The following is a 17,957-nucleotide window of genomic DNA, read 5'->3' as shown; positions in this document are numbered from 1 at the left end:
TAATAGACTATTATCTGAGCAATAGCATGCCCCTAACTTCGACATGGAATCGACGCTCGATTTGGAGCGGCCGTAGCCAGACGAGAAAAGGACAGCAGCTATGTATCATTCGCTTGATGGCAAAACCGCGCTCGTGACCGGCAGTTCGCGCGGCATCGGCCGCGCCATCGCCGAGGGGCTCGCGGCAAACGGCGCGGCCGTGGTCGTCAACTATGTCGGCAACGAGAAAGCTGCCCAGGAAGCCGTTGCCGCCATCCGCGAGAATGGCGGCAAGGCCGTCGCCATTCGGGCCGATATCTCCATTGTTTCCGACATTCGCCGGCTGTTCGATGAAACCGAGAGGCAGATGGGCGCGATCAACATCGTCGTCGCCAATGTCGGCGTCGCCGTCATAAAGCCGCTGGCCGAGGCCACCGAAGCCGACTTCGACCACGTCTTCGGCGCCAATGCCAAAGGCACCTTCTTCACGCTTCAGGAAGCGGCGCGGCGCGTGCGCGACGGTGGCCGCATCATCGCGGTTTCCACCGGTGGAACCAAGATGTTCTTCACCCAGACCGCCCTTTATCTCGGCAGCAAAGGAGCCGTCGAGCAGTTCGTCCGCGTCCTCTCGCGCGAACTCGGACCGCGCTCCGTCACCGTGAATGCGCTTTCGCCGGGCTTTACCGACACTGACCTGCTTCCGCAGCGGGACCGGGCCGTGGCTGCCGGGATGTCGCCCTTCGGCAGGATCGGAGCGCCGCGCGATGTTGCCGATGTCGCGGTTTTCCTGGCCTCCGACGAGGCCCGCTGGCTGACCGGCGAGAACATCCAGGCCGGCGGCGGCGTTGCTTAGTGGGTAGTGAGTAGTGAATGGTGAATGGTGAATGGAATTAGATATTCATTACTGACTACTGACTACTAACTATTCACTATTCACTATTCACTATTCACCATTCACTAATCCGCCATCGTCTCCAGGCTGGCAAACCCCTGCGGCGCGTCACCTTCATCGAACGGCGTCGTCACCTCGACGAAGGTGTCGGGATAGAAGCCGTTGAACCGTGTCCTCAGCGACAGCGAATAGGCGCCGATATGGCCGATCTCGATCCAGTCGCCGGTATCGACCGTTTCCGGCAGCCAGAACGGCCGCGACAGGATGTCGACGGAATCGCAGGTTGCGCCGCAGACCTTGAACGGCACGATGGTCTTCTCCTCGCCGTTGCGCGAGCGGATCGCCGGGTCTGGAATGAAGCGCGCCGGCAGCGTGATCTTGCCGGTCCATGAATCCGACAGCGACGCCCAGATGCCGTCATTGATGTAGAGCCGCTTGCCCTTGCGCAGCAGCACGCGCACGATCAGCGACAGGCAGCGCGCCACGATCACCCGGCCCGGCTCCGCCACCAGCGGCATCTGGTCGAACTGGTATTCCTTCAGATCGCCCGACAGCCGCGACATGATCTGGCCGAGCGACGGCATCTCGATCTGCTTGCGGTTGGGATCATGGCCGTATTCGGCGGGAAAACCGCCACCGACGTCGAGGCCGGCAATGTCGAAGCTGACGCGGTTGCGCACCCAGTCGGCCGAGGCCAGCGCCCGCTCATAGGTGTCGGGATCCTCGATCTGACTGCCGACATGAAAGCATAGCCCAACCTTGTAGCCCGTCCGGTTCAGCCGTTCGGCCAGTTCGACCGCATTGGCCGGTCCGGCGCCAAACTTCTTCGACAGTTCGTAGGCGGCCGATCCTTTCGTCTGGATGCGCACGAACACGGTGATCGCACCCGGATCGATATCGAGCGCCCGCACCACGCGGGTCAGCTTGGTGATCTCGTCCTCGTGGTCGAGCGAGATGACACGGATGCCATATTTCTCCAGCGCCAGCTTGATGTCCGACTGTGCCTTGACCGGATGCATGTAGAGCATCTCGGCGTCCGGCGAGACTGAGCGCACCGCGGCGAACTCACCGGGCGAGGCCACGTCGAAAGCGCCGACGCCGGCCTCGACCAGCGCCTTCAGCACGATCTGCTCGCCGTTGGTCTTGACCGCATAGGCGGTCTTGCCGGGAAACATGCCCATGAACTGCCTGGCGTCCGCCTTGAGCACCTGCGGGCGGAAGCAATAGATCGGATCGTCCGGGCGAAGCGCCAGCGCCGCTTCGCGCGCATTTTCGAATTGCTGCATGGACGAATCCCTTGGCTTAGACTGCGCACAATTAATCCAACCTATGCGGGAATGAAAACAATTCTGTGTCTCGCACCCCTGACGCTGCGGCGCTACGGCAGATGATGGAATGCTAGTCCACTGATCTGGTTTCGGGTGGCCCTTGCCGTCGAACAGGATATGGCCTGAACAGACGCCTGATTGATTTGGCATTCAGAACCATCCGGGAGGATGATCCATGGCGATTACGACGACGGCAATGCGCGGCCCCATGGTCTTGAAAGACTGGGCGCAGCTTCTGCTGCTCGGTGCGATCTGGGGTGGCTCGTTCTTCTTTGCCCGCATTGCGGTTGCCGAGATTCCGCCGCTGGTGCTGGTGCTGTTTCGCGTCGCCATCGCGGCGCTGGCGCTGCATCTCTATCTCGGCCTGCGCGGTCCGTCCTTCCGCGTCGCCTTGCCGCATGCCGGCCTGTTCTTTCTGCTGGCGCTCGTCAACAACGTCATACCGTTCTCGCTGATCTTCGCCGGCCAGACCGAGCTTGGCGCCGGCGTCGCGTCGGTGCTCAATTCGACGACGCCGTTCTGGACGTTGATCCTCGCCAACGCGCTGACATCAGACGAAAAGCTCTCCTGGAACAAGCTTGCCGGGATCGCGCTCGGCATCGTCGGCACGGCGGTGATGATCGGTCCCGGCCTGCTTGCCGGGCTGGGCGGTCCGGTCTGGGCGAAATTCGCGCTGGTCGGCGCCTCGCTGTCCTATGCGGTGGCCCTGATGATCGCCCGCCGCTTCAAGGGTGTGCCGTCACCGGTCATCGCCACTGGACAATTGACCGCTTCGACCATCATCATGATCCCGATCGTGCTGCTTGGCCACGGCACTGCCAACCTGTTTTCGGCCTCGCCGCCGGTCTGGGCGGCGGTGTGGGCGCTGGCCCTGCTGTCCACCGCCTTCGCCTACATCCTTTATTTCAACCTCGTCGCCTCGGCCGGCGCCACCAACGCCTCGCTGGTCACGCTCATCGTGCCGGCCAGCGCGATCCTGCTCGGCTTTCTGTTCCTGGGCGAACGGCTCGAATTGTTCGAGCTCGGCGGCATGGCGCTGATCGCGCTTGGCCTCGTCACCATCGACGGCCGCCTGTTCGGCCGACGCTGATGCATGTCGCCCAAAAGCACGCCCTCGGGCTTGAACCGAGGGTGCGAAGCGGTTTGCGATAACGACATGCATGACCAACAAGCTGAAGCGTGTCGCTTCCCAGGCCTGACACGCTTGAGGGTCCAATCGGACGCCCAAACGACGCTCCAACTTGTCGAATCTTCGTACCGACGCGAAAATCGATTCCGACTTTCAGCGGCGGTAGCGCTGCCATACCCATTCTTGCCCCAGCTCCGTCACATTTTGTACACAGGGCCGAAGCGGGATTTTGCCGAAGAGTTTCAATGCCTAACGGCAAATGGCCTGTCGCAAATTCCACATTGTCGTCGCATTGCAGCATAGTTTCCGCTTGCCTGTGGCAGAAATGCCCCTAGACTCTGGCCATAGCTCTTTAAGAGGAGGCTATGACATGGGGCTTACCAGGCCAATCAACGCATTGATGATTTGTGCTGCATTTGCATTCATCGGGGCGCTGATTATGGGCTTTCTTCCGTAGACCCGCCAAGCAACGGAAGCAGCACAAAATAGTCCAAGTCATTGAAAAGGCCGGGTTTTTTACCCGGCCTTTTTGCATCCCGGATTTGACGGGGAGTTACGCCGCGGCGGACCCCGCGGCTTCAGCCTCATGCGAGCGGATGCCGATCATGTGGCAGACGGCGAAGACCAGATCGGCGCGGTTCATGGTGTAGAAATGAAAATCGCCGACGCCGCGCTCGACAAGGTCCAGCACCTGCTCGGCCGCCACCGCGGACGCCACCAGCGCATGCGTCTGCGGGTCCGTCTGCAGCCCGTCGAAGCGCTCGGCCATCCACGCCGGCACCAGCGCGCCGCAACGCGCCGAGAAATTGGCGACCTGGGTAAAATTGTGGACCGGCAATATGCCCGGCACGATCGGTATGTAGATGCCCGCCCGCCGCGCACGCTCGACATAGCGCTCGTAGAGGTCGTTGTCGAAGAAGAACTGGGTGATCGCCCGCGTCGCGCCATTGTCGACCTTGCGCTTCAGCATATCGATGTCGGTAGCGAAATCCGGGCTCTCCGGATGCTTTTCCGGATAGGCGGAGACCGAGATGTCGAAATCGCCGACACCTTTCAGCGCCCCCACCAGTTCGGCGCCGTTGGCATAGCCGTCCGGATGCGGACGATAGGCGGCGCCGACGCCCTCGGCCGGATCGCCGCGCAGGGCGACGAAGCGGGTGACACCCATGTCGGCGAATTCCTGGATGACTTCATCGACCTCGTGACGCGCCGCATCGACGCACGTCATGTGCGCCGCCGGCGTCAGCGTCGTTTCGTTGAGGATGCGCTTGACCGTGCGCGCCGTGCGCTCGCGGGTCGAGCCGCCGGCGCCATAGGTGACGGAGACGAATTTCGGCTTGAGCGGCTGCAGCCGGGTAACTGTGTCCCACAGCCTTGCTTCCATCTCGTCGCTCTTCGGTGGGAAAAACTCGAACGAAACCCTGATCTTGTCGCCAATGTCGGGGCGGCGGGAAAAGCGGAACTGGTTCATCAGGCGGTTTCCCCTATCGGAAAGGCATTGGCCGGTTGTGCATGGTTGGAAAGATCGGCGATCAGCATGCGCTGGTCACGGCCGAGCCACAGCTTTACGGTGAGCCTGGGTTCATTGCCGCCGCGCGGCTCGAATTCCTGGCTCTCTTCGAGGTCGAGCCCGGCCTCGGAAAACCACTCGGTGATCTGCCGGTCGGCAAAGCCAAGCCGCACATGCGCGTGGGCGTCGCGCAGGAATTCCAGCGAATGCGGAGCGAAATCCACGATCACCAGCCGGCCTGCCGGACGCAGCAGCCTAGCTGCCTCGCGGATGGCGCGGGCAGGATCGTCGAGATAGTGCAGCACCTGGTGGATGGTGACGAGATCGAAGGCGTCGCGCTCGACCGGCGGCGCAAAAATGTCGCCCTGACGCACCTGCGCATTCGAAATGCCGGCCTTGTCGAGATTGGCGCGCGCCACCGTCAGCATCTCGCGCGACATGTCGATGCCGATGCCGCGCCGGTAGAGCGGCGAAAAGATCTCGAGCAGCCGCCCGGTCCCGGTGCCAAGGTCGAGCATCGACTGGAACGGCCGCTTGCCGACGAGCTTGAGCAGCGCTGCCTCCACGGCGCGGTCCGGCACATGCAGCGAGCGGATGTGATCCCAGCTTGCGGCATTTGCGGAGAAATATTCGGCGGCGCGATCCTGCCGCTTGCGCTTGACCGCCGCCAACCGCTCGAGGTCACGCTCGACCTGCGGATCGGCACCCCGGATACCGGAGACCAGCCTGAGCACGAAGTCCCGCGCCGCATCCGAATCCGACAGCCGGAAGAAGGCCCAGGAGCCCTCCTGATAGCGGCCGATCAGCCCCGCCTCCAGTAAAAGCTTCAGGTGGCGCGAGACGCGCGGCTGCGACTGGCCGAGGATTTCGGTGAGATCGGAAACGGTGAGGTCGCCGCGCGACAGCAACGCCAGGATGCGCAACCGGCTGGATTCGGCCGCCGCCTTCAATGTATCTACCATGGTGTCGAGCGCGACATGCATGCGAGCATTCTCTTTGAAAAGATATAAACATATGTTTATGTCGATTTTGATAGGCTTGCAAGCGCTATGTCGCTCCCGGACAAGAAAATGACGCATGCGTGGCGGATCGCGCACAGGCGGAAGCAGGATCGGGGCGAAAACCATGTTCGAAACGCGCAGCGGCGAAAAGCTTCTGGAAACTGATCCCGCCGATATGCCGCCGGACGGCCATGTCGTCTTCATCGGTCGCATCGCCTCGCCCTGGACCACTCGGGAAACTTGCCCCAAGAACATGAAAGCCGCGCGGGAAACCGGACAGCCGGCGGTTCTCACGATCGACCTGCCCTATCGCCAGGGTCTGCTCGGGCTTGAACGCGCCAGCCACGTCATCATCCTGTCCTGGCTGCACCACGCACCGCGGACCCTGATTGTTCAGAAACCCCGCCATGCGGCTGAACCGAAGGGCGTTTTTTCGCTGCGCTCCCCGGCCCGGCCGAACCCGGTCGGGTTGCATATCGCCAGGCTCGTCGCCCTCGACATCGAAACGGGCCGTATCGATCTCGATGCCATCGACGTGCTCGACGGCACGCCGGTGATCGACATCAAGCCTTATTTCGCTTCGACCGATGCCTTTGCCGACGCGACCATCGCCGGACGGGACGAGGTCGGGCCAGTGCGGGACGGGCCAGGACAGGTCGTGCGATGATCGCGCCGACCGGCCGCCGCCGCGCCATCGCCAAGGCGCTGACAGCGCTTTTGCCGCTGGCGCCCTATTCCGACATGGAAAAAATCCGCGCCGACGCCGGCGCGGTGCATATGAAGAGCTTGCCGCCGAGCATTGCCGTGTGGCTGGCAACCATCGCTCATATTCGCCATATGCACACCGACTACGAAAAGCTGCTGGCCGAAGGCTATGACCGCGATTCGGCGCGCTTCTTCGTCATGGAACAGACCAACAGGGTGCTGACCCGCTGGCGCGCCACCCGTCTGCTCGAGGGTGAGGATGAGGAATAGAGGAGCGATGGCACCCGTATGAGTTCTACGGCGTCTGTCCTCGGGCTTGCCAAAGGCAAGACCCGTGGGCGACCACCTCCCCCCGCTGGCAATGCCGCCTCGACAAACAACTATGCCCGGTAAATCCACTGCTCGGGCACACGCACCGAAATCTCCTCGCCGGCCGTGATGCGGCCTGGTTTTTCCACCCAGGCGACAAGGCCGCGCAACCGCTTTGCCGCCTTCGGGAACAACAGCGCGCCGGCTTCACGGTCGGCCATTCCGGCATTTTCGGCGACCGATCGCCCGGCGATGCGGCAAGGTCCGTTCTGCGCGTCGACCTTGACGCCGCCTTTAAAGAACAGCAGCGTGCCGGACGGCAGCATCGAGAGATGCGGCAGGCCTTCGATCAACAGATTGGCGCCGATCCACTCCGGCTTGATCTCGGCGATGGCCATCCGCCCTGCCACGATCGCCAGTTCGTCCGCGGCCACGATCGACAGCTGCCGCTCGTTGCGCATCTCGGTGCCGCGTGGATACCAGGGCTCGCGCCCGCCGGAGCGCCGCGTCGCGCCGGCGTGGAAATCGCCGTCGATGCCGTCGAAGCCAAGCCGCAATTCATCCACCGCGCGTGTCTCGAAATGATCCGATGGCGCGACGTAAAGCCCGGCCACCCGCGCGGCAAGCTTCAGCGCCGGGATGATTTCGACCGGGTTTACGGTCTCGGGGAAGAGGTCCAGCATAGGCTTCTCTCCGTGCGTGACGCCAAGCAATTAGCCGTAGTGAGTTCGTCAGGTCCAGTCGAAAGCGCTGATGCTACAATCAAGCAGGCTGATACGATTACACCTGCGCCTGGCAATGCCGGTGCAGTTCGCGCCAATCAGAGCATGCGCAACAGCGCCCCGCCGATCGAATAGCCGGCGCCGAAGGCGCAGAGCAGGCCGTAGTCGCCGGCGTTCATGTCGGCGTGGTTTTCCGACAAGGCTACGACCGCACCGGCGCCGGCTGTGTTGCCGAGGCGCTCCAGCACCATCGGCGCGCGGTCATGGCCGACCTCGTGGCCGAACGACAGCTTCAGGATCATGGCGTTCATCCGGGCATTGGCCTGATGCAGCCAGAAGCGCCGGATCGCTTGCGGCGTCAGCCCATGCTCGGCCAGGAACTCGACGATGAACTTGTGCCCGGCGACGGTGACTTCCTTGAATACCTTGTTGCCGACCTGCTTGATCAGGTTGCCTTCCAGGTTGATCATATACGGATCGTCCTGGGCGGTGCGCGTGTAATAGCCGAGATTGGTGCGGATGTTGTTGGACATCTGCGTCCAGGTCCGGGTGTCGAGCACCTCGAAACGTCCCGGCCGCTTGTCGCCCTGGGCAAGCCCCTCGACGACCATCGAGACCGAAGCGTCGCCGAAGATGAAATGCGTCTGCCGGTCGCGGAAGTTGAGATGGCCGGTGATGATCTCGGGCGTCGTCACCAGCACGCGCCTGTGTGCGCCTGCCCGCACCAGATTGACCGCAATATGCAACGCGGCCGCCGCCGACGAGCAGCCAAGGCCCATGTCGAAGCCGGCGCCCTTCGTGCCCATCGCCTGCTGCATCTCGATGGCGATCGCCGGATAGGGCCGCTGGTGATGCGAGGCCGAGCAGATCACCAGGTCGATGTCTTGTGGCTCCACGCCGGCATGGTCGAGCGCTTTCCTGGCCGATGCGATGCCGAACTCGGCTTCCAGCGACAGCGCATCGTCCGGCCGCGCCGGAATGCGCGGCGCCATGCGGGTCGGGTCGAGAATGCCTTCCCGCTCGATCACATGGCGCGTCTGCACACCCGAAGCATGGACGATGAAGGCGCTGTCCGATTTCTGCAGCAGCGTCTCGCCCGAAGCCTGGCGGCGGACATTCTCCATCTCGACCCAGGCATTGAAGCTGTCGACCAATTCCTCATTGGTGATCGAAGGCTCGGGGATTTCAACGCCGATGCCGCTGATGATGACGCGATGCATTTTCAGTTCGTCCCCATGCGCAGGCGCTGCGGCTTGATGTGGGCGCCGCGAGAGTTCGGCGCAACAGTATTCGCATCAAGCTAGTTTAAGCCGGCTTAAATCAAGGGCCTGAGGCAAAAGACCACAAGCTTGCGTGGCCGCAATGCGCATTGTGGCGAAACCGAATCAAGCGCAGCCAGGCAGTGCGTCTCGGTTATGGCCAATCGTTTCTAGGCGGCGCGCCGCGCGACGATGAACAGGCGCGGGAAACGCAGCAGCACCTTGCCGTTCGCCGTCTTCGGATAGGCTTCGGTTATCCCAGCGGTGTAGCGCGTGAGAAAAAACCGTCGCTCGTCCGCGTCGAGCGGATCGAGGAACGGCTTCAGCCCCGTCGACTTCAGCCACTCGACGATCGCCCCGGCATCGGCCAGCGGATGATTGTAGGCGGTGTGCCAGATGTCGATCCGGTCGGAGAGCGGCGACAAAAGATCGTAGTAGAACGACACCGGCGGCAGCGGTCCGCGCGCAGCACCCCTAAGCTTTTCGGCAAACGGCATTTCGGCCGCCGTCTCGCGCATCAGCCGGTGCGAGGGCTCGCCCATATTGTCGGGCATCTGCACGGCAAGCGCGCCGCCGGGCGCCAAAAATCCCATCAGCCGCTGGAAGATCGCCGGATGCTCGGGCAGCCACTGGAACACCGCATTGGCGAAGATCACGTCGACCGGCTCTTCGGGCTGCCACGCTGCCGCATCCGCCAGTTCGAAGGCCACATCCGGCAGACGTGCCCTCGCCTTCTCGATCATGTCGGGCGAGGTGTCCAAACCGCTGACCTCAGCGCTCGGCCAGCGCTCGACCAGCAATTGCGTCGAATTGCCCGGCCCGCAGCCGATATCAACCACCCGGCGTGGCGCCGCCACCGGCACCTGCGCGACGAGATCGCGCGCCGGCCGGGTGCGCTCGTCCTCGAATTTGAGATATTGGGCGGCGGACCAGTCGAGTCTTGCTTTTGCGGCAGTGCTGTTCATCGATAGACCTCGCGACGGTTGCCGACCTCCACAACCAGCACGACAAGCCGGCTATCCTCGAATTGGGCAATGATCCTGTAGTCGCCGACGCGAAAACGCCAGGCCTCTTGCTTAGTAGCGGTCAGGCGCTTGGCAAGCATTCTTGGATTGGGGTGCTCCGAAACTCTTTGATGCAGGAATTCGAGGACGCGCCGCTGGTCTTTCGTTGAAAGCCGTTCGATGTCTTTTTCGGCTTGCCGCGTGAACTCGACACGCCAATTCATTCAGCGGCAGGTTTCTTGCGCCGTTCCGCTGCTTCGCGAAGCTCAAGCTTCCGGATCACGTCCTCCAACGGAATGCGCGCGCCGTCGTCATCCTTCAGGCGTTCCTGCGCAATCCTCGCGTCCTGCCAATCCTCGATTGTCTCGAGGATCGCTTCAACTGCAACCTGATCGATCGTACGGCCGCTGGCCCTGGCCATATCGGCCAGCAGCTTCTCGACTTCTTGCGGCAATTTGACCGTGATCATGGCAACTCCATTCGATCAATTTAGGTCAAACGACGATCGCCTGCAACGGATCGAACCTTACCGCGTCAGCCGCTTATACGTCATGCGGTGCGGGTTGATGGCGTCGGGGCCGAGGCGGCGGATCTTGTCCTGCTCGTAATCCTCGAAATTGCCCTCGAACCACTCGACATGGCTGTCGCCTTCGAACGCCAGGATGTGCGTCGCCAGCCGGTCGAGGAACATGCGGTCGTGCGAGATGATGACGGCGCAGCCGGCGAAGTTTTCCAGCGCGTCTTCGAGCGCCGCCAGCGTTTCGGTATCGAGGTCGTTGGTCGGTTCGTCGAGCAGCAGCACATTGCCGCCGGTCTTCAGCATCTTGGCAAGATGCACGCGGTTGCGCTGGCCGCCGGACAGATTGCCGACCTTCTGCTGCTGATCGCCGCCGCGGAAGTTGAACGAGGCGCAATAGGCGCGGGTGTTGGCCTCGAACTTGCCGAGCTTGACCACTTCGGCACCACCCGAGATTTCTTCCCAGACGGTCTTGGTCGGGTCGAGCGCATCGCGGCTCTGGTCGACGTAACCGAGCTTGACGGTCTCGCCGACGCGGATCGTGCCGGCATCCGGCTTTTCCTGGCCGGTGATCATGCGGAACAGCGTCGTCTTGCCGGCGCCGTTCGGGCCGATGACGCCGACGATGCCGCCGGGCGGCAGCTTGAAGTCGAGATCATCGATCAGCAACGTGTCGCCAAAGCCCTTTGACAGGTCCTCGACCTCGATCACCACATTGCCAAGCCGCTCGCCATGCGGAATGACGATCTGGCTGTCGCTCGGACGCCGCTTGTCGGCTGCGTCCAGCAGATCCTGGAACGCCTGGATGCGCGCTTTCGACTTGGTCTGCCGTGCCTTGGGGCTGGACTGGATCCACTCGCGCTCGCGGCCGATCGCCCGCTGGCGCGCATCGTCCTCGCGGCCCTCCTGCTTGAGCCGCTTGGCCTTGGCTTCGAGATATTTGGTGTAGTTGCCCTCATAGGGAATGCCGCGGCCGCGGTCGAGCTCAAGAATCCAGCCGGTGACATTGTCGAGGAAGTAGCGATCGTGGGTGATGATCATCACCGCGCCGGGATAGGCGCGCAGATGCTTTTCCAGCCACGCCGTCGTCTCGGCGTCGAGATGGTTGGTCGGCTCGTCGAGCAGCAGAAGGTCGGGCTGGCGCAGCAGCAGCTGGCACAGTGCCACGCGGCGGCGCTCGCCGCCCGACAGCTTGGTGACGTCGGCTTCCTTGGGCGGGCAGCCCAGCGCTTCCATCGCCATCTCGACCTGCTGTTCGAGATCCCACAGGTTGAGCCGGTCCATCTCGTCCTGGAGCTTGGCCGACTCGTCGGCCGTCTCGTCAGAATAGTTCATCATCAATTCGTTGTAGCGTTCGATGATCGCGGTCTTGGCGGCGACGCCTTCCATGACGTTCTCGAACACGGTCTTGCTTGCATCGAGCGCCGGCTCCTGCGCCAGGTAACCGACGGTGGCGCCTTCGGCCAGCCACGCCTCGCCGCTCCACTCCTTGTCGATGCCGGCCATGATCTTGAGGATGGTCGACTTGCCGGCGCCGTTCGGCCCGAGGATGCCGATCTTGGCGTCCGGGTAGAAGGAGAGGTGGATATTCTCGAGCACCTTCTTGGTGCCGTAGGCCTTGTTGAGGCCGGCCATGTGATAGATGAACTGGCGTGCCACGCGCGCTTTCCCTGAAAAGTCGACTGGAATGTCGGATTGAATGGAAGTTGCGCGCTATGTAGGCGATGCCGCGCCGAACGGCAAACTGTTTTGGCATTTCGGATTTGTCTTCCGGCCGAGACGGGCGCGATCGGCATCGGCGCATAGGCATCCAGTGTCACTGGAACTCGATCGGATCGATGATGCCTTTCGGACAGCCGGCATTGTTCGTCGGCACTGAGGCCAGCAGCAGCTCACTGAGCGAAGAGTTCGGACCGATTGGGCCGGTCAGGCCGAGCGTCAGTTCGCCGATCAGCCGCCTGCCGCTCGAAGGATCCTTCACGCAGGAGACGCGAACCCGCTGGCCGGCGCCGGGACCAAAGGCACTGTCGAAGGCGGCGCGGATCTGGCCAGAGGTCAGATCCCGGCCAATGTTCTGCGTGAAAAGGTCACGCAGGGATGACGCATTCACCGCGCGCGTCAAGTTCAGCGCATCGGAAAAATACGCCTGCTGGCTCTTGCCGTAACAGGTGCCATGCTTGATCCATTCATGCCTGTCGAGAGCGGATGCGGTGCCTGGCATCACCCGATCGAGCTCCGACCGCGTGTTCGGCTCGAGCTCGACCGGCGGCAGGTCCTGCCAGTGCGCCGGATTGTCGTTCGCCTTGTCCGCCGCTGCCACCTGGCAATAGAAATTTCCGTTCGGCTGCGGCCACAGCCCGTGCAAGGTGAAATGCGTCGCCTCAAAACCGGCCGCGGTCTGCGCCCTGCATTCGGTCTTGCCGGGCCTGGTCTCGCAAAACGCCGGCTGCCAGCTCAGCGCGAGGACATATTCGGGCTTTCGCGAAACCGGCGCAGCAGGTTTCTCCCGGTCGGCCGGCACAGGCGCTGCCGATTCCCCGGACGCGCTGCCACCCGAAACATGGCCGCAATCGACCTTCACCCAGCGACGCTCCGGATCGGCCCCGGGCACGCGGATCAGATAATGCGTGGGAGCATCCTTGTTGCCAGCCAGCAGCTCGTAGCTCTGTCCCGCATCGGTCGCGATATTGCCCGGGTTCTTGCCGCTCCTGATGGCCTGGGTGGCTGGACAGATGGCGTCGGCGACGAAAGAGCCGCTCATCTTGACCTCGGCCCGCACAGCACCCGTCAGCGACGCAGCGGCAAGCGCCGATCCAAAAACAAGACCTGTCAGCGTACGCATGGGTACTCTCCGGTTGAATAATGCTGGGCAACAGACTGCCGCCCTCTCTCGGTAGCAAATTCTCCATGTCAGAATTGCGATACCTGCGTTGCGGCGCAAGAACAGCGTTGCGAAACACCGCCGACGGATTGACGCAAAACCGGCGTCGGCGCACACAAATGTCCAGGCGGAAAAGGCGCGTTGGAGACGAATCGATAATGTCATTCAGCCAGCAGCGCGTGCTGCCATCGCCGACCGGTGCGGCGCTCAACCTTTACGTGAAACGCGCCGAGGGCCGCCCGCGTGCGGTCGTCCAGATCAATCACGGACTGGCCGAACATGCGGCGCGCTATGTCCGCTTCGCTACCTTTCTGGGAGAGTGCGGCTTCCATGTCTATGCCCATGACCATCGCGGCCATGGCGCCACCAAGGCGCCAGACGCTCCGCTCGGCACATTCGCCAAAGTGGATGGCGGCGCCAAGGTCATCGCCGATGTCGCCGCCGTGCATGACCTGATCGCCGGCGACCATCCCGGCCTGCCGGTCATCATCTTCGGCCATTCCATGGGCGGCCTCGTCGCGCTGAATTTCATGCTTCATCATTCGAACCGGCTGCACGCCGCAGCCATCTGGAACGCCAATTTATCCGCCGGGCTCGCCGGCCGTGCCGCACAAATCATCCTGGCCTGGGAAAAATTCCGGCTCGGCTCCGACATGCCGTCGCGCCTGCTGCCGAGACTGACCTTCCAAGCCTGGGGCAAAGCCGTCCCTGATCACCGCACGCCATTCGACTGGCTGTCGCGCGACGCGGCCGAAGTCGACAAATACATCGCCGATCCGCTGTGCGGCTGGGATGCGTCGGTGTCGATGTGGCGCGACCTGTTCGGCTTTGTCTTCGACGGCGACACCAAATTTTCCGGCATCCGCAAGACCCTGCCGATCTGCCTGGTCGGCGGCGAAAAGGATCCCGCCACCGGCGGTGGCAAGGCGGTCAGCCATCTCGCTGGGCGCCTGCACAGGATGGGCTTTTCGAATCTCTTTTCAAAGGTTTACGCCGAGACCCGCCACGAAAGCCTGAACGAGGTGAATCGAAATATCATCATGGACGATTTCGCCGCATGGGCCGACAGCGTGCTGAAACAAGCCTGACCGAGATTGGCACGGTCCGGTTGGCCCATTGCAAGAACCGTGACTTCGGCACGCGGGATTGATAGTGCATGTTGCCCAAAAGTGCGCAGCGGTTTTGGAATAACGACATGCATAAAAAGAAAACCAGAGCCTGCGCTTTCGATCAATCACGGTGATCCATGACCGAGCCTCCGCTGAAAGGCATCCGCGTAATCGAACTCGCCCGCATCCTGGCCGGGCCGTGGGCGGGGCAATTGCTTGCCGATCTCGGCGCCGACGTGATCAAGGTCGAGAGCCCTGATGGCGGCGACGATACCCGCAAATGGGGTCCGCCCTTCGTCATGAGCCATGACGGCGAAAACCTCTCGGCCGCCTACTACCATTCCTGCAATCGCGGCAAGCGCTCCATCGCCATCGATTTCTCGACGCCCGAAGGCGCCGAGACAGTGCGCCGGCTGGCTGCGACATCGGACGTGCTGATCGAAAACTTCAAGCTCGGCGGGCTGAAGAAATACGGCCTCGACCATGACAGATTGCGCAAAATCAACCCGCGGTTGATCTATTGCTCGATCACCGGCTTCGGCCAGGACGGGCCCTATGCGCTACGCGCCGGCTATGACTTCATCATCCAGGGCATGGCCGGCATGATGTCGATCACCGGCGAGGCCGGCCGCGAGCCGCAAAAGGCCGGTGTCGCCATTTCGGATATTTTCACCGGCCTCTATTCGGTGATCGCCATCCAGGCCGCACTTCGCCATGCCGAGAAGACCGGCGAAGGCCAGCATATCGACATGGCGCTCTACGACAGCCAGATCTCGGCGCTCGGCAACCAGAACCTCAACTATCTGGTCTCGGGAAAATCGCCGGTGCAGATGGGCAATGCGCATATGAACATCGCGCCCTACGAAGTGGTGCCGGTCAAGGACGGCCATATCATCCTGGCCATCGGCAATGACGGCCAGTTCGCCAAATTCTGCGCGGCTGTCGGGTTGGACAAGCTGCCATCCGACCCCGATTTCGCCACCAATCCCGCCCGGGTCGCCAACCGGGCGACGCTGCGCGAGCATATAATCGAGGCGCTGAAAACCTTCGATCGCGATCCGCTGCTGGCCAGGCTGGAGGCGGCAGGCGTGCCTGCCAGCCCAATCAACACGATCGGCGAGATGTTCGCCGATCCGCAGACCATCGCGCGCGGCATGCGGCTCGACCTCGACGACGGCCATGGCAATCTGTTGCCCTCGGTGCGCGCGCCGATGGTCATGTCGGGCACGCCGCTGGTCTATGAGCGGCCCTCGCCGCGGCTCGGCGAACACGCCGAAGAAATCCTTGCCGAACTGGAGAGGTCAGGAAAATGAAGACCGGCGGACAACTAATTGTCGATGCGCTCGAAGCCAACGGAACGGACCGTATCTATTGCGTGCCCGGCGAATCCTACCTTGCGGTGCTCGACGCGCTGCACGACTCGCCGATCCGCACCATCGTCTGCCGCCAGGAAGGCGGCGCCGCGATGATGGCCGACTGCCATGGCCGCCTGACCGGCAAGCCAGGCATCTGCTTCGTCACCCGCGGCCCCGGCGCCACCAACGCCTCGGCCGGCATCCACATCGCCATGCAGGATTCGGTGCCCGTCATCCTGTTCATCGGCCAGGTCGCCAGCCACGCCAAGCAGCGCGAGGCTTTTCAAGAGGTCGACTACGTCAGGTTCTTCGGCGACATCGCCAAATGGGTGGTCGAGATCGACGACGCCGCGCGCATCCCCGAATTCGTCACCCGCGCCTTCGCGGTGGCGACATCCGGCCGTCCCGGCCCGGTCGTCATCTCGCTGCCGGAAGACATGCTGACCAGCCTTGCGGAGGCGCCGGCCGCCCTGCCCCACACGCCGGTCGAAACGCGGCCGGGCGAGGCCGAGCTCGATGCTCTGGAAAAGCTTCTCAACAAGGCAAAGCGCCCCTTCGTCATCCTCGGCGGCACGCGCTGGGATGCGGAGGCCGTCGCGCGGATGCGGACGATCGCCGAAGCCTGGTCGCTGCCGGTCGGCTGTTCCTTCCGCCGCCAGATGCTGTTCGATCATCTCCACCCTAGCTATGCCGGCGATGTCGGCATCGGCATCAACCCGAAGCTGGCGACCGCCATCAAGCAGGCCGACCTCGTGCTGCTGATCGGCGGCCGCATGGGCGAGATGCCGTCCTCCGACTACACGCTGCTGAAGAGCCCCTACCCCGACCAGTCGCTGGTCCATGTCCATGCCGACGCCAGCGAGCTCGGCCGTGTCTACCGGCCGACGCTGGCGATCAACGCCTCGCCGTCCGCCTTCGTCGAAGCCTTTGCCGGGCGCAAGCCGGCCGCCTCGCCGGTCTGGGCGGATGAAACACCGAAGCTGCACGCCGCCTATCTCGACTGGTCGACACCGCCCGAAAGCGGCCCCGGCGCCGTCCAGATGGGGCCGATCATGAACTATCTCGAAAAAATGCTGCCCGACGACGCGATCCTCACCAACGGCGCCGGCAACTACGCCACCTGGGTGCACCGCTTCCACCGTTCCCGCCGCTTTGCCACACAGGCAGCACCGACATCCGGCTCGATGGGCTACGGCACGCCGGCAGCGGTCGCCGCCAAGGAATTGTTTCCCGAGCGCGACGTGATCGCCTTCGCCGGCGACGGCTGCTTCCTGATGAACGGCCAGGAATTCGCCACCGCCGTGCAGTACGATCTGCCGATCATCGTCGTCGTTGTCAACAATGGCATCTACGGCACCATCCGCATGCACCAGGAGCGCGAATATCCCGGCCGCGTCGTCGCCACCGACCTGAAGAATCCCGACTTCGCGGCGCTCGCCCGCGCCTATGGCGGCCATGGCGAAACCGTCGAGAAGACGGCCGACTTCGCGCCGGCCTTCGAACGCGCCCGTGCCAGCGGCAAGCCGTCGATCGTCGAGATCAGGCTCGACCCCGAGGCGATCACGCCGACCCGGACGATGACCCAGATACGGGACAGGACCTGAGCGCCAGAGGCATAGGCCGAATTCCTTCGCGGCGCTGTCCCGCAAACTTCGACAGGCCAGTGCAGCGCTCCGCCGGGCCGACGTTGCGCTACATCGTCGCCGCCTTCTCGATCTGCCCGCGGATCTCGCCGTCCTTGTGGGCCGCCGTATGGATGTTGATGTAGTATTTGCCGGCCATCAGGTCGGCAGCCTGCGCGTCGGTCAGGATCGCCGCCCCCTTGAACGGGCTTTTCGGAGCGCCCTTGAACGGGACTACGACGTCGGCATTTTCACCCTTTGCTGCCGGACCGTGAATATGTCCGGCCGTCGCCGGTCCACTGAGACCTGAATACATCACGTTCCAGGTGAGCTGTTTCGTGTCGGTGTTGAAGCCGAGAGTGGCCTCGCCTTTGCCCTCCGTGGTGACGGCTGGATTCTGCTGAGCGCCATCGAGCGTCGCCTTCATCTTCATCATGTCGGCCAAGGCCGGTGAAGCGCACAGGAAGGAAGCCGAAACGGCGAGCGCCGAAAGCATCGGCGGGAAGGATTGCATGCGCATGGAATTCTCCGTTGTGACGATGACATCCGCTGAAGCAGGATGCACTGGAACAACGGTTGTGGCGAGCGGATGTTTCCACCGGTAACGGCTATTTTACATCAAAAAAGGGGGCGGT

18 protein-coding genes are annotated in these 17,957 nt (G+C 63.0%); 7 read left to right on the top strand and 11 right to left on the bottom strand.

What is annotated here, in order from left to right:
* Positions 1–100: 100 nt before the first annotated feature.
* Positions 101–832: an SDR family oxidoreductase gene (locus tag AC0L17_RS16125; protein ID WP_473516548.1), complete on the top strand. Its 732-nt coding sequence runs from the start codon at positions 101–103 to the stop codon at positions 830–832.
* Positions 833–936: 104 nt separating this feature from the next.
* On the opposite strand, the gene AC0L17_RS16120 is transcribed toward AC0L17_RS16125, so the two are convergent.
* Positions 937–2,157, bottom strand: a complete 1,221-nt coding sequence (locus tag AC0L17_RS16120; protein ID WP_473516547.1) for an alanine racemase — start codon at positions 2,155–2,157, stop codon at positions 937–939.
* A 217-nt stretch (positions 2,158–2,374) separates the two neighbouring features.
* Here AC0L17_RS16120 and AC0L17_RS16115 point away from each other — a divergent pair, with 217 nt between their 5' ends.
* On the top strand, positions 2,375–3,289 hold the full coding sequence (locus tag AC0L17_RS16115; RefSeq protein ID WP_473516546.1) for a DMT family transporter: 915 nt from the start codon (positions 2,375–2,377) through the stop codon (positions 3,287–3,289).
* 592 nt (positions 3,290–3,881) lie between these two features.
* Here AC0L17_RS16115 and metF read toward each other — a convergent pair.
* Positions 3,882–4,799 carry a methylenetetrahydrofolate reductase [NAD(P)H] gene (gene metF / locus AC0L17_RS16110; protein WP_023798712.1) on the bottom strand — a complete coding sequence of 306 codons (918 nt, stop codon included), beginning with the start codon at positions 4,797–4,799 and terminating at the stop codon, positions 3,882–3,884.
* Positions 4,799–5,821: an ArsR/SmtB family transcription factor gene (locus AC0L17_RS16105; protein WP_473516545.1), complete on the bottom strand. Its 1,023-nt coding sequence runs from the start codon at positions 5,819–5,821 to the stop codon at positions 4,799–4,801. The genes metF and AC0L17_RS16105 overlap by 1 nt, the downstream gene beginning before the upstream one ends.
* Positions 5,822–5,963: 142 nt before the next feature.
* On the opposite strand from AC0L17_RS16105, the gene tsaA reads away from it, so the two are divergent.
* Together tsaA and AC0L17_RS16095 are read left to right on the top strand one after the other, a co-directional pair.
* Positions 5,964–6,506 carry a tRNA (N6-threonylcarbamoyladenosine(37)-N6)-methyltransferase TrmO gene (gene tsaA / locus AC0L17_RS16100; protein ID WP_473516544.1) on the top strand — a complete coding sequence of 181 codons (543 nt, stop codon included), beginning with the start codon at positions 5,964–5,966 and terminating at the stop codon, positions 6,504–6,506.
* Complete coding sequence (locus AC0L17_RS16095) at positions 6,503–6,814, top strand: DUF2293 domain-containing protein (protein ID WP_473516543.1); 312 nt, start codon at positions 6,503–6,505, stop codon at positions 6,812–6,814. The genes tsaA and AC0L17_RS16095 overlap by 4 nt, the downstream gene beginning before the upstream one ends.
* A gap of 110 nt (positions 6,815–6,924) precedes the next feature.
* On the opposite strand, the gene AC0L17_RS16090 is transcribed toward AC0L17_RS16095, so the two are convergent.
* From AC0L17_RS16090 to AC0L17_RS16060, 7 genes are all read right to left on the bottom strand, one after another.
* On the bottom strand, positions 6,925–7,536 hold the full coding sequence (locus tag AC0L17_RS16090; RefSeq protein WP_473516542.1) for an MOSC domain-containing protein: 612 nt from the start codon (positions 7,534–7,536) through the stop codon (positions 6,925–6,927).
* A 137-nt stretch (positions 7,537–7,673) separates the two neighbouring features.
* Positions 7,674–8,795 (bottom strand): beta-ketoacyl-ACP synthase III, encoded by a 1,122-nt coding sequence (locus AC0L17_RS16085; protein ID WP_473516541.1) that lies wholly within the window; start codon positions 8,793–8,795, stop codon positions 7,674–7,676.
* 209 nt (positions 8,796–9,004) lie between these two features.
* On the bottom strand, positions 9,005–9,799 hold the full coding sequence (gene tam, locus AC0L17_RS16080; RefSeq protein WP_473516540.1) for a trans-aconitate 2-methyltransferase: 795 nt from the start codon (positions 9,797–9,799) through the stop codon (positions 9,005–9,007).
* Positions 9,796–10,062, bottom strand: a complete 267-nt coding sequence (locus AC0L17_RS16075; RefSeq protein ID WP_473516539.1) for a type II toxin-antitoxin system RelE family toxin — start codon at positions 10,060–10,062, stop codon at positions 9,796–9,798. Before AC0L17_RS16075 ends, tam begins: the two co-directional genes overlap by 4 nt.
* On the bottom strand, positions 10,059–10,307 hold the full coding sequence (locus AC0L17_RS16070) for a DUF6290 family protein (protein WP_473516538.1): 249 nt from the start codon (positions 10,305–10,307) through the stop codon (positions 10,059–10,061). Before AC0L17_RS16070 ends, AC0L17_RS16075 begins: the two co-directional genes overlap by 4 nt.
* A 57-nt stretch (positions 10,308–10,364) precedes the next feature.
* Positions 10,365–12,014, bottom strand: a complete 1,650-nt coding sequence (gene ettA / locus AC0L17_RS16065) for an energy-dependent translational throttle protein EttA (RefSeq protein ID WP_473516537.1) — start codon at positions 12,012–12,014, stop codon at positions 10,365–10,367.
* A 157-nt stretch (positions 12,015–12,171) separates the two neighbouring features.
* Positions 12,172–13,197, bottom strand: coding sequence for a ribonuclease T2 family protein (locus AC0L17_RS16060; protein ID WP_473516536.1), 1,026 nt, complete (start codon positions 13,195–13,197; stop codon positions 12,172–12,174).
* A gap of 197 nt (positions 13,198–13,394) precedes the next feature.
* Here AC0L17_RS16060 and AC0L17_RS16055 point away from each other — a divergent pair, with 197 nt between their 5' ends.
* The 3 genes from AC0L17_RS16055 (at position 13,395) to AC0L17_RS16045 (ending at position 17,304) form a co-directional block, all read left to right on the top strand.
* Positions 13,395–14,324 carry an alpha/beta fold hydrolase gene (locus AC0L17_RS16055; protein WP_473516535.1) on the top strand — a complete coding sequence of 310 codons (930 nt, stop codon included), beginning with the start codon at positions 13,395–13,397 and terminating at the stop codon, positions 14,322–14,324.
* Positions 14,325–14,482: 158 nt separating this feature from the next.
* On the top strand, positions 14,483–15,658 hold the full coding sequence (locus AC0L17_RS16050; protein WP_473516534.1) for a CaiB/BaiF CoA transferase family protein: 1,176 nt from the start codon (positions 14,483–14,485) through the stop codon (positions 15,656–15,658).
* Positions 15,655–17,304 carry a thiamine pyrophosphate-binding protein gene (locus tag AC0L17_RS16045; protein ID WP_473516533.1) on the top strand — a complete coding sequence of 550 codons (1,650 nt, stop codon included), beginning with the start codon at positions 15,655–15,657 and terminating at the stop codon, positions 17,302–17,304. Before AC0L17_RS16050 ends, AC0L17_RS16045 begins: the two co-directional genes overlap by 4 nt.
* An 88-nt stretch (positions 17,305–17,392) precedes the next feature.
* Here the strand turns inward: AC0L17_RS16045 and AC0L17_RS16040 are convergent, their stop codons facing one another.
* Complete coding sequence (locus tag AC0L17_RS16040) at positions 17,393–17,842, bottom strand: CHRD domain-containing protein (protein WP_473516532.1); 450 nt, start codon at positions 17,840–17,842, stop codon at positions 17,393–17,395.
* Positions 17,843–17,957 lie beyond the last annotated feature (115 nt).

This window comes from Mesorhizobium sp. WSM4829 (genome assembly GCF_055811475.1).
Note: the sequence above shows the minus strand (reverse complement) of the source record. Positions and strands in the feature narration are given on the sequence as shown.

Bases quoted from the DNA above. Each gene is read 5' to 3' on its own strand.
- AC0L17_RS16125 (WP_473516548.1), top strand. From the start codon at position 101: ATGTATCATTCGCTTGATGGCAAAACCGCGCTCGTGACCGGCAGTTCG.
- AC0L17_RS16120 (WP_473516547.1), bottom strand. From the start codon at position 2,157: ATGCAGCAATTCGAAAATGCGCGCGAAGCGGCGCTGGCGCTTCGCCCG.
- AC0L17_RS16115 (WP_473516546.1), top strand. From the start codon at position 2,375: ATGGCGATTACGACGACGGCAATGCGCGGCCCCATGGTCTTGAAAGAC.
- metF (WP_023798712.1), bottom strand. From the start codon at position 4,799: ATGAACCAGTTCCGCTTTTCCCGCCGCCCCGACATTGGCGACAAGATC.
- AC0L17_RS16105 (WP_473516545.1), bottom strand. From the start codon at position 5,821: ATGCATGTCGCGCTCGACACCATGGTAGATACATTGAAGGCGGCGGCC.
- tsaA (WP_473516544.1), top strand. From the start codon at position 5,964: ATGTTCGAAACGCGCAGCGGCGAAAAGCTTCTGGAAACTGATCCCGCC.
- AC0L17_RS16095 (WP_473516543.1), top strand. From the start codon at position 6,503: ATGATCGCGCCGACCGGCCGCCGCCGCGCCATCGCCAAGGCGCTGACA.
- AC0L17_RS16090 (WP_473516542.1), bottom strand. From the start codon at position 7,536: ATGCTGGACCTCTTCCCCGAGACCGTAAACCCGGTCGAAATCATCCCG.
- AC0L17_RS16085 (WP_473516541.1), bottom strand. From the start codon at position 8,795: ATGCATCGCGTCATCATCAGCGGCATCGGCGTTGAAATCCCCGAGCCT.
- tam (WP_473516540.1), bottom strand. From the start codon at position 9,799: ATGAACAGCACTGCCGCAAAAGCAAGACTCGACTGGTCCGCCGCCCAA.
- AC0L17_RS16075 (WP_473516539.1), bottom strand. From the start codon at position 10,062: ATGAATTGGCGTGTCGAGTTCACGCGGCAAGCCGAAAAAGACATCGAA.
- AC0L17_RS16070 (WP_473516538.1), bottom strand. From the start codon at position 10,307: ATGATCACGGTCAAATTGCCGCAAGAAGTCGAGAAGCTGCTGGCCGAT.
- AC0L17_RS16060 (WP_473516536.1), bottom strand. From the start codon at position 13,197: ATGCGTACGCTGACAGGTCTTGTTTTTGGATCGGCGCTTGCCGCTGCG.
- AC0L17_RS16055 (WP_473516535.1), top strand. From the start codon at position 13,395: ATGTCATTCAGCCAGCAGCGCGTGCTGCCATCGCCGACCGGTGCGGCG.
- AC0L17_RS16050 (WP_473516534.1), top strand. From the start codon at position 14,483: ATGACCGAGCCTCCGCTGAAAGGCATCCGCGTAATCGAACTCGCCCGC.
- AC0L17_RS16045 (WP_473516533.1), top strand. From the start codon at position 15,655: ATGAAGACCGGCGGACAACTAATTGTCGATGCGCTCGAAGCCAACGGA.
- AC0L17_RS16040 (WP_473516532.1), bottom strand. From the start codon at position 17,842: ATGCGCATGCAATCCTTCCCGCCGATGCTTTCGGCGCTCGCCGTTTCG.